12 protein-coding genes are annotated in these 10,163 nt (G+C 60.0%); 6 read left to right on the plus strand and 6 right to left on the minus strand.

What is annotated here, in order from left to right; genetic code table 11:
- The 3 genes from clpS (at position 1) to RSB01_RS07330 (ending at position 3,327) form a co-directional block, all read left to right on the plus strand.
- Positions 1-330, plus strand: coding sequence for an ATP-dependent Clp protease adapter ClpS (gene clpS, locus RSB01_RS07320; protein WP_332591702.1), 330 nt, complete (start codon positions 1-3; stop codon positions 328-330).
- A gap of 12 nt (positions 331-342) precedes the next feature.
- Complete coding sequence (clpA, locus tag RSB01_RS07325; protein WP_332619544.1) at positions 343-2,646, plus strand: ATP-dependent Clp protease ATP-binding subunit ClpA; 2,304 nt, start codon at positions 343-345, stop codon at positions 2,644-2,646.
- A 105-nt stretch (positions 2,647-2,751) separates the two neighbouring features.
- A complete protein-coding gene (locus RSB01_RS07330; RefSeq protein WP_332619545.1) occupies positions 2,752-3,327 on the plus strand; it encodes a DUF4287 domain-containing protein in 576 nt (191 codons plus the stop codon).
- A 14-nt stretch (positions 3,328-3,341) separates the two neighbouring features.
- On the opposite strand, the gene RSB01_RS07335 is transcribed toward RSB01_RS07330, so the two are convergent.
- From RSB01_RS07335 to RSB01_RS07350, 4 genes are all read right to left on the minus strand, one after another.
- Positions 3,342-3,647, minus strand: a complete 306-nt coding sequence (locus RSB01_RS07335; protein ID WP_167178023.1) for a CsbD family protein — start codon at positions 3,645-3,647, stop codon at positions 3,342-3,344.
- A 94-nt stretch (positions 3,648-3,741) separates the two neighbouring features.
- On the minus strand, positions 3,742-4,887 hold the full coding sequence (locus RSB01_RS07340) for a GNAT family N-acetyltransferase (protein WP_332591676.1): 1,146 nt from the start codon (positions 4,885-4,887) through the stop codon (positions 3,742-3,744).
- Positions 4,884-5,342 (minus strand): RidA family protein, encoded by a 459-nt coding sequence (locus tag RSB01_RS07345; protein WP_332591677.1) that lies wholly within the window; start codon positions 5,340-5,342, stop codon positions 4,884-4,886. Before RSB01_RS07345 ends, RSB01_RS07340 begins: the two co-directional genes overlap by 4 nt.
- A gap of 76 nt (positions 5,343-5,418) precedes the next feature.
- A complete protein-coding gene (locus RSB01_RS07350; protein ID WP_332591680.1) occupies positions 5,419-6,690 on the minus strand; it encodes a DNA polymerase IV in 1,272 nt (423 codons plus the stop codon).
- Positions 6,691-6,819: 129 nt separating this feature from the next.
- Here RSB01_RS07350 and RSB01_RS07355 point away from each other — a divergent pair, with 129 nt between their 5' ends.
- Together RSB01_RS07355 and RSB01_RS07360 are read left to right on the plus strand one after the other, a co-directional pair.
- Positions 6,820-7,188: a response regulator gene (locus RSB01_RS07355; protein WP_167178020.1), complete on the plus strand. Its 369-nt coding sequence runs from the start codon at positions 6,820-6,822 to the stop codon at positions 7,186-7,188.
- 3 nt (positions 7,189-7,191) lie between these two features.
- Positions 7,192-8,553, plus strand: a complete 1,362-nt coding sequence (locus tag RSB01_RS07360; RefSeq protein ID WP_332619546.1) for a PleD family two-component system response regulator — start codon at positions 7,192-7,194, stop codon at positions 8,551-8,553.
- A 112-nt stretch (positions 8,554-8,665) separates the two neighbouring features.
- Here the strand turns inward: RSB01_RS07360 and rpmG are convergent, their stop codons facing one another.
- Positions 8,666-8,833 carry a 50S ribosomal protein L33 gene (gene rpmG / locus RSB01_RS07365; RefSeq protein ID WP_003164451.1) on the minus strand — a complete coding sequence of 56 codons (168 nt, stop codon included), beginning with the start codon at positions 8,831-8,833 and terminating at the stop codon, positions 8,666-8,668.
- A gap of 220 nt (positions 8,834-9,053) precedes the next feature.
- Between rpmG and RSB01_RS07370 the strand changes: the two genes are divergently transcribed.
- Positions 9,054-9,545: a hypothetical protein gene (locus RSB01_RS07370; RefSeq protein WP_332592043.1), complete on the plus strand. Its 492-nt coding sequence runs from the start codon at positions 9,054-9,056 to the stop codon at positions 9,543-9,545.
- A 54-nt stretch (positions 9,546-9,599) separates the two neighbouring features.
- Here the strand turns inward: RSB01_RS07370 and RSB01_RS07375 are convergent.
- A partial coding sequence (locus tag RSB01_RS07375; protein WP_332625243.1) for an NUDIX domain-containing protein occupies positions 9,600-10,163 on the minus strand: 564 nt, incomplete at its 5' end.

Below are 10,163 nucleotides of genomic sequence, written 5' to 3' on the forward strand. Positions count from 1 at the left end.
ATGCCAATCAAGCGGTCAGGTGAACAAGGCGCAGGGTCTGGTGCCAGCGTCGTCACCGAGACAAAGCCGAAGGTTCAGAAGCCCTCGCTCTATCGAGTGCTGATCCTGAACGACGACTACACGCCGATGGAATTCGTCGTCTATGTGCTCGAGCGGTTCTTCCAAAAGAGCCGTGAAGACGCGACCCGTATCATGATGCACGTCCATCAATACGGTGTCGGGGTGTGCGGGGTTTACACATACGAAGTGGCCGAAACCAAGGTCGCACAGGTGGTGGAAACCGCGCGTCGTCATCAACACCCATTGCAATGCACCATGGAAAAGGACTGAGAGGAGCCCTTCATGCCGTCATTTTCCCGTCCTCTCGAAGAGACGCTGCACCGCGCAGTGACCTATGCGAACCAGCGTAGGCACGAGTATGCGACGCTGGAGCATCTTCTGTGGGCCCTGATCGACGACCGCGATGCGGCTGCCGTGATGGAGGCCTGTAATGTCGATCTGACGACATTGCGTGGTGCCCTGTCCGACTATGTCGACAATGACCTTGCAGCACTGGCGACCGCCGATGGCGACGACGCCAAGCCCACAGCCGGTTTCCAGCGCGTGATCCAGCGTGCGGTGATCCACGTCCAGTCCTCGGGCCGCGAGGAAGTGACGGGGGCCAATGTGCTGGTGGCCATCTTCTCCGAGCGCGAAAGCCATGCCGCCTATTTCCTGCAACAGCAGGACATGACGCGCTATGACGCGGTGAACTTCATTGCCCACGGCATCGCCAAGAGGCCCGGCACGACCGAAAATCGCCAGCCGCGAGGGGCCAGCCTCGAAGAAGCCGAGGACGGTCACGTCGTCAAACAGGGCGGCGAGGCTTTGGAAGCCTATTGCGTCAACCTGAACGAGAAGGCCCGTGAAGGCCGGATCGACCCGCTGATCGGCCGTCAGGCCGAGGTGGACCGCTCGATCCAGATCCTGTGCCGCCGTACCAAGAACAACCCGCTTCTGGTGGGCGATCCCGGCGTCGGCAAGACGGCCATCGCTGAAGGTCTGGCCCGCAAGATCGAGGCGGGCGAGGTGCCGGACGTGCTGAAGGGCGCGACCATCTTCTCGCTGGATATGGGCTCGCTTCTGGCAGGTACCCGTTATCGCGGTGACTTCGAAGAGCGCCTGAAACAGGTGGTCAAGGAACTGGAAGGGCACGAAAATGCCGTCCTGTTCATCGACGAAATCCATACGGTGATCGGTGCGGGTGCAACCAGTGGCGGGGCGATGGATGCGTCCAACCTGCTCAAGCCGGCTCTGGCCTCGGGCAATCTGCGTTGCATGGGCTCGACCACCTATAAGGAATATCGCCAGCACTTCGAGAAGGACCGCGCTCTGGTGCGTCGCTTCCAGAAGATCGACGTCAACGAGCCGACGCTGGACGACACCATCCGCATCCTCAAAGGTCTGAAATCGACCTATGAGGAGCATCACAAGCTGCGCTTCACCGACGGTGCGATCCGTTCTGCGGTCGAACTGTCGGCGCGCTACATCACCGACCGCAAACTGCCGGACAAGGCGATTGATGTGATCGACGAGGCGGGGGCATCCCAGATGCTGCTGCCGGAAAACAAGCGCAAGAAGGTGTTGGGACAAAAGGAAATCGAGGCGGTGGTCGCCAAGATGGCCCGCATCCCGCCCAAATCGGTGTCCAAGTCCGATACCGAGGCCCTGCGCGAGCTGGTCGCCGATCTGAAACGTGTCGTTTACGGTCAGGACGAGGCTATCGATCAGGTTTCTGCGGCGATGAAACTGGCGCGAGCCGGTCTTCGTGATCCGCACAAGCCGATTGGCAGCTTCTTGTTCGCAGGGCCGACCGGTGTCGGTAAGACCGAGGTGGCCAAGCAGTTGGCCGCAACTCTCGGTGTCGAGATGCAGCGTTTCGACATGTCCGAATATATGGAGCGCCACACGGTCAGCCGTCTGATCGGCGCGCCTCCGGGCTATGTCGGTCACGATCAGGGCGGTCTGCTGACCGATGCTGTCGACCAGCACCCGCACTCGGTCGTACTGCTGGACGAAATCGAGAAGGCCCACCCCGACATCTACAACATCCTGTTGCAGGTGATGGACCACGGGACCCTGACCGATGCCGTCGGCAAGAAGATCGACTTCCGCAATGTCATCCTGATCATGACGACCAATGCCGGCGCGGCGGACAATGCCCGCAACGCCATCGGCTTTGGCCGCAGCAAGGTCAGCGGCGAGGACGAAAAGGCCATCCAGCGTCTGTTCACGCCGGAGTTCCGCAACCGTCTGGATGCGGTGGTCAGCTTCAAGTCGCTGGCACCGGAGACGATCCGCGAAGTGGTGAACAAGTTCGTCATCCAACTGGAAGCCCAGTTGGCCGACCGCAACATCACCATCGAACTGACCGACGATGCTGCCGACTGGCTGGCCAAGAACGGCTTCGACGAACTGTATGGCGCACGCCCGCTGGGCCGCGTCATTCAGGAACACATCAAGAAGCCGCTGGCCGACGACATCCTGTTCGGTCGCCTGACGCGCGGTGGCCATGTGAAGGTGGAACTGAAAGACGGCAAGATCGTCTTCAACATCACCGAAAACCGTGGCTCTGCCGCCAAGGAAGAGGAAGAAGAGACGGCCTGATCCGTCCTGTCTTCGTGAAATGGCAAGGCCCGCTCCGGTTTCGGAGCGGGCCTTTGCTTTTGTACGGACGGGGCGCAAAAGTGGGGCGTGTGAGGAGAGAGTGCCATGAGCAACGGACTGACAGAGCGGCAGCGCAAATGGTTCGCGTCTGTGCGTGAGAGCCTTGTGGCCAAGACGGGAAAGTCGCTGGAGGAGTGGGTGGCTGTTATGGCGATGTGCCCTGAAACAGCGACCCGTGCGCGTTTGAAATGGCTGAAGGACACGCATGGTGTCGGCCAGAACTATGGATCGATGATCCTCGATGCGGCCTTTCCCGAAAATGCGCTGGGGTGGGACGAACCGCAGGCGCTGCGCGAGGCCTTGTGGCACGATGCCGGATCGCTGGCGGTTCTGGAGGCCATAGAGGCGGTGGCGGCCAAGCTGCCGGATGTGACCTCGGGCCAGCGAAAAACCTACACAGCATTTTCTCGTAAGGTTCAGTTTGCCGCGATGCGACCGTTGAAAGCGGGCGGGGCGGTATTGGGCCTGAAACTTGATCCGTCTGTGTCGCCGCGCCTGTCACCGGCTGTACGTAAGGAAAGCTGGTCAGAGCGTCTGGTGGCGGTGGTCGAACTGGCCGATGCAGGGGCAGTCGATGACGAAATCGGCCGCCTGTTCATACAGGCGGCCGAAAACGGTTAAATAGCTGCTGCTGGTTAGCGCTTGCGGCCCAGAGCGCCGAGCAGGATGGCGGCACCGGCGAGAATGCCGGTAGTCAGCAAGGGTTTGTTACGGGCAAAATCCAGACCCTTTTTGGCGGGCTCGCGGATATCCGGATGGGCCTTGTCGGCAATACCGTCCAGCCCGTCGATGACGCGGCCATAGGCGGCTTTAGCGCGACCACCGGCTTCCTTGGCGACGCCTTCGACCTTGAGTTTGGTGTCGCCTGTCAGCTCGCCAAGACCTTTTTTCACCTTGCCTTCGACCTGGTCAAAAGCGCCTTCGATACGTTGATCCGACATGTGCATGGTCCTTGTGTCTGGGAAGGAAATCCGGGGAGGAGGGAATAGATAATAAAGCGTCTGGTGACGTTTCGGGTTCCCGTCCTGCGACACTCTATCGAACCTTGAAAGGTGATAATTCTGTCAGCATCGACTGGCGCTCGGCCTCGATGGCGGGGCGCTCCTGATCCAGATAGCGGGCGACAGGTTCAGCCAGCGCCGGATCGGAAATATAGTGGGCCGAATAGACGGGCGAGGGCAGATAGCCACGGGCGATTTTATGCTCGCCCTGTGCGCCGGCCTCGACGCGGGACAGGCCGTGTTTCAGTGCAAAATCAATGGCCTGATAATAGCACAGCTCGAAATGCAGGAAGGGCTTGTCAATGAACGTACCCCACTGGCGGCCATAAAGGGCATCGCGCCCGATAAAGTTCAGTGCCGCAGCGACAGGCGTATCGCCGTCAAAAGCCATCACCAGCGCCACCTTGTCGGCCATGGTGGCGTGGATGCGTGAAAAGAAGTCGCGCGTCAGATAGGGGCGACCCCATTTGCGGGCCCCTGTATCCATATAGAAGGCATAAAACGCATCCCAGTGCGCTTCGCTCAGGGCATCGCCTGTCAGGGTGCGGATATCCAGTCCGTCCTGCGCCTCGCGTCGTTCGCGCCGGATGGATTTGCGGCGACTAGCCGACAGGGCGTTCAGGAAATCGTCGAAACTGCTCCAACCTTCATTGCGCCAGATATACTGAATGTCCTGACGGGGCATCAGGCCGTGATCGGCCATGAGGCGCCACTCGTCCTCGTGCGGGAAGTTCACATGGACCGACGACAGGCCCATCTGTTCGCACAGCATAACGGCCCCCTGAACCAGTCCCTGCCGCACGGCGTCGGCATCGGCACCTGTGGCGACCAGCAGGCGCGGTCCGGTGGCGGGTGTAAAGGGGATGGCGCTTAAAAGCTTGGGGTAATAGCGGCCACCGGCACGCTGATAGGCATCGGCCCAGCTATGGTCGAAGACGTATTCGCCCTGGCTATGACCCTTTAAATACAGCGGCATGGCCCCGGTCAGGGCACCGTCTTCGCTGTGCAGGGTCAGGTGGCGGGCGGCCCATCCCTGTTCGGGGACGGCACTGCCGGAGGCCTCGCAGGCATGCAGAAAGTCATAAGAGATAAAAGGGTCGCCGGTCGGTAGCGCGAGAGCATTCCATGCTTCGCGCCCGACATCGGCGACCCCGTTGTGGACCTGAAGTTTCAGGTTCACTTCACCTCGACGATAGCGTCAACTTCCACGGCAAAGCCGAGGGGCAGCTTGTAAACGCCAACAGCCGAGCGGGCGTGCTTGCCGGCATCGCCGAAGACTTCAACCATCAGGTCCGACGTGCCGTTGATGACGGCCGGAATGGCGATGAAGTCAGGGCCAGCCTGCACAAAACCACCCAGTTTGACGATGCGGACAACGCGGTCCAGATCACCATCCAGAGCAGCCTTGATCTGGGCGATCAGGTTCAGGCCGCACAGGCGGGCAGCGGCTTGAGCTTCTTCCGGCGTGACGTCGACGCCGACAGTGCCCTTGATGCCGCCATTGGCATCGTTCGACAGCTGACCCGAAATGGTCAGGGTGTTGCCCGATTGGACATAAGAGACATAGGAGGCCACCGGCTTGGCGGCTTCGGGCAGGGTGATGCCAAGTTCGGTAAGGCGGGCTTCGATGCTCATGGCTGTCTCCAAGAATGAGGGGTGAGGGGATGTAGCGCGATTGCAGGGGGTCTGTCTGCCCTGTCTCCACACACGGTTACGGGGTGTGATCGGGCTTTTTCAATGCGCGTCCGGCGATGACAGCTTTTGAGCCGAACTTGGCCCGTAAAGCATCAATGGCGGTCTCGGTTTTTAGATTGCGATTCTCGGTGGTCTGGAACAGGCCTGAAGGGGCATCGTGCGCATCCACGACATCAGCCATGCCGATCCCGATCAGGCGATAGGGAACACCCAGTTCGGGCTCCAGTAGGTCGCGACCGGCATTGAACAGAGCCCGCGCCGTCTGCACCGGATCGGGCAGGGTGATGCGACGGGTCAGGATTTTAAAATCGGTGCGGCGCAGTTTCAGCACCACGACACGGCTGGAGACACCATCATGCCTCGCCTTGGAGGCCAGTTTTTCGCACAAGGGCCAAAGCTCGGCCTCGAGAGCTTCGCGCGATATCAGGTCTTCGTTGAATGTGGTCTCGGCGCTCATGCCGCGCCGGTCATGCTCGGGATTTACGGGGCGGCTGTCGCGGGCATGGCTGAGTTCATAAAGGCGCAGTCCGCTTTCGCCATATCTGCGGATCAGGTCCTTTACATCGGCATTGGCCAGATCGCCGACCGTGGCAAAGCCGTCCGAGCGCAGGGTTTTACCGAACACCGGACCGACACCGGGCAGGATATTGACGGACTTGGGGGCCAAAAGCGCCTTGGCCTCGGCCTTGCCGATCACCGAAAAACCACGCGGCTTGTCCAGTTCCGAAGCGATCTTGGCCAGAAAGCGGTTGGGGGCCAGACCGATGGAAACCGTCAGGCCGACCTCTTCCTCGATCCATTTTTGCAGGCGCATCAACTGGAAAGCTGCCGATCCGCCGTTCAGGCGCTCTGTGCCCGACAGATCGATCCATGCCTCGTCCAGTGACAGGGTCTGTACCAGCGGGGTCAAGGCACCGACGGCGCCGAAAATACGCGCGCTCTCGTGTTTATATTTGGAAAAATTAGGCGCGATGACCACAGCCTCGGGGCAGGCCTTTAGCGCCTTGAACATCGGCATGGCGCTGCCAACGCCATAGAGACGGGCAATATAGCAGGCGGTCGAGACCACCCCGCGATGGCCGCCGCCGATAATGACGGGTTTGTCGCGCAATTCGGGCCGGTCGCGCTTTTCGACCGAGGCATAAAAGGCGTCGCAATCCAGATGGGCCATGGTCAGCTGATCCAGCTCTGCATGGCTGACCACGCGTGGCGATCCGCACGACGGGCAACGCTTTATAGCATCGGCTCCGCTCCACAGGCAGTCACGGCAAAGCGTCTGGATAGACAGATTCATGCTCCGGCAGGTCGCGCCTTCACGTCAGTTTAAGACTGAGCAGGGCAAGTTTGGTTTTGAGGGAGCCCCTTATAGCCGATTTGTCGTTTTTTCACGGGTTCAGGTTGAGCGGGCAGGTGTTGAATGTCCAAAAAAATCCTCATCGTTGAGGATAACGAGCTGAACATGAAGCTGTTTCATGATCTGCTCGAATCCCAGGGTTACGAGACCCTGCAAACCCGCGAGGGGATGCAGGCGCTTCAGCTTGCGCGTGCCCATCGTCCCGATTTGATCCTGATGGATATCCAGTTGCCCGAAATTTCGGGTCTGGAAGTGACGAAATGGATCAAAGAAGACGAAGAACTGAGCAATATCCCTGTTATTGCCGTCACCGCCTTTGCTATGAAGGGGGATGAAGAGCGCATCAGGCAGGGTGGCTGTGAAGCCTATATTTCCAAACCCATCTCGGTCACGACCTTTCTGGATACTGTCAGGCTGCATCTGGAAGGATAGTGCATGAGTGCGCGTATTCTGGTGGTGGACGATGTTGAAACCAATGTCCGCCTCCTCGAAGCCAAGCTGACGATCGAGTATTATGACGTGGCCACTTGTCGGGACGGGGCCACAGCAATCGAGATTGCCCGAGCGGAACAGCCGGACCTGATCTTGCTGGACGTGATGATGCCCGTCATGGACGGGTTTGAAACCTGCCGCCGCCTGAAAGACGATCCGGTCACGCGCCATATTCCTGTGGTGCTGGTGACGGCGCTGGATGGACGCGAGGACCGTATTCGCGGTCTGGAGGCGGGGGCTGACGACTTTTTATCCAAGCCTCTGGACGATGTGATCCTGATGGCGCGGGTCCGCAGTCTGACCCGTCTCAAGATCATGATCGACGAACTGCGCGAACGCGAGGAGAGCGTGCGTCGCATCGGTATCGGCGATGCCGGGATCGAGCGTCTGCGCGGCACCGGCGGCCGTATCGTGATCGTGGACGATAATGACGAACAGGCCGCCAATATTGTTGCCGAGCTGAGCAAGAACCATCGTCCCGTGCATTTGGGCACGATGGACAGTGACCTGTCATCGTCGATCAACGGTGTTGATCTGCTGATTATCAATGCGGCGACCAAGGGGTTTGACGGTCTGCGCCTGCTGGCCCATCTGCGGGCACGCGAATCTACGCGAAACCTGCCGATCCTGACCCTTGTGGACACCGGCGACCGCCCGCGCCTGCTCAAGGCGCTGGAGCTGGGGACCAATGACATTGTCAGCATCCCTGTCGATGGGCACGAGCTGTCGGCGCGCGCCTTCACCCAGGTCAGGCGCAAGCGCTATACCGAGTTCCTGCGCGAACGGCTGGAGCGCAATCTGGAAGCGGCTGTCACCGATGTTCTGACGGGACTTCATAACCGCCGCTATATGTCCAGCCAGCTACAGTCGCTGGTGTCGCGGGCCAATCTGGGCGGCGATCAGGTTGCGGTGCTGATTCTGGATCTGGACCACTTCAAGATCATCAATGACAGTTTTGGTCATGATGCGGGCGACGAGGTGCTGCGCGAGTTTGCAGTGCGTCTGGCCACCAATGTCCGTGCGCTGGACCTGCCGTGTCGTCTGGGCGGCGAGGAGTTCGTGGTGGTTATGCCTGATACCTCGCTGGCCGATGCCCACACGATTGCCGAACGTATCCGTAGCAATGTCAGCAGCGAGCCCTTCCGTGTGAAAGGCATGGGCGAGGAACTGACGGTCACGGTCTCTGTCGGTGTGGCGGCGTCCGTTAAGGGCGATACGCCCGAAACTCTACTGAAACGCGCCGATCAGGGCGTCTACGAGGCCAAGGCTCTGGGCCGCGATCAGGTGGTTGTCCGCGCGGCCTAGGCTGCGCGGCTTTTATTTCTGACAATCAGGCATAGAAAAACGCCCGACTGTGAACAGTCGGGCGTTTTCAAAATCGTGCAAGCTGCTGCTCCGCATCGCGCGGAGCAGGGACTTACTTGATCTTGCCTTCTTTGAACTCGACGTGCTTGCGAACGACCGGATCGTACTTTTTCACGACCATTTTTTCGGTCATGGTACGGGCGTTCTTCTTGGTGACATAGAAGAAGCCGGTGTCGGCGGTGGAGTTCAGACGGATCTTGATCGAAGCCGGTTTGGCCATCGGAATTAACCTCTGCGACGGCGAAAGCCGCTATAAATACGAGGCGCGGAACATACCCATACACGCAGCAAAGTCAACGGGCGTGATGTCGCCTTGAGTTCGACTTGCGAACGGGTAGGCTTTTGCCATGAAAATGACCCGAATTGCACCCGCCTTCGCCCTAACTGCTTCAATTTTCGGCCTTGCTGCCTGCGGTTCGCAGAGCGCGGTTACGGAATCAGTGAACCCGCAAGATGCCTTCTTTAAGAATCTGACGGCCCTGTGTGGTCAGCGATTCGAGGGCAAGGTGGTCACCACCGATCCGCAGGACGCCGATTTCGCCAATAACCGCCTGCTGATGCATGTGCGCGATTGCAGCGACGGCGAAATCCGTATCCCGTTCTGGGTCGGCGAAGACAAGTCGCGCACCTGGGTCATTACCCGTCAGGACGTAGGTCTGCGCCTGAAGCACGATCACCGCGATCCGGATGGCACCACCCACACCCTGCACTGGTATGGTGGCAACACGGCCAATGAAGGCACGGCCGAGCGTCAGGAATTCCCTGTCGATCAGGAATCCATCGACCTGTTCAATGCCAATGACGCCGCGGTTTCGACCACCAATGTCTGGGCCGTCGAGGTTCATCCCGAAAAGACCTATGTTTACGAACTGAAGCGCCCGAACCGCCACATGCGCGTCGAGTTCGACCTGACCAAGCCGGTCACCGAATAGGTCCGCGCCTGATCTGAAATGAAAAAGGCTCCCGATACTGTTCGGGAGCCTTTTTTAGTCTCTGTGCTCGATGCGGTGCTGGCCGTACAGCATCCGGACAAAGGGCAGGGGCCTGTTAGGGCTCTGGCGGCGCTCCAGAGCCTCTCCCAGTACAAATCGGGTGATGGAGGGCAGGTCCAGCTTCATGGCCTCCTCGATGGGCAGCCAGGCGATTTCGTCCAGTTCGCCCGAACCTTCGATATTGTCGGGATCAAGCAGGGCCTCGACAGGGGCCGTAAAGAACCGCGCATCGAAACGGCGGGTGCGACCGGGCGGTGTGATGGCGCGGGCCACATAGGTCAGGGCCGACAGGTCGGGGATGGCTCCGGCCTGACGATATTCACGCCAAGGGCCGGCCACAGAGATCGCCGCCGCGGGCTTGCCGAGGATCAGGCCGGTTTCCTCGAAGGTCTCGCGGATAGCGGTCAGGGCCAGCGCGCGGGCGCGCCGGTGGGGCATTTCCATTTCCAGCCTGCGGGCGGTGTCGTGGTTCAGGCTACCGATGGCATGGGCGCGAAAATCGGAGGGGTCGATACGCCCCCCCGGAAACACCCATTTGGAGGCCATAAACACATGGCC

Origin of the sequence: Brevundimonas sp. (assembly GCF_036659295.1) — a bacterium.
GTDB lineage: Bacteria > Pseudomonadota > Alphaproteobacteria > Caulobacterales > Caulobacteraceae > Brevundimonas.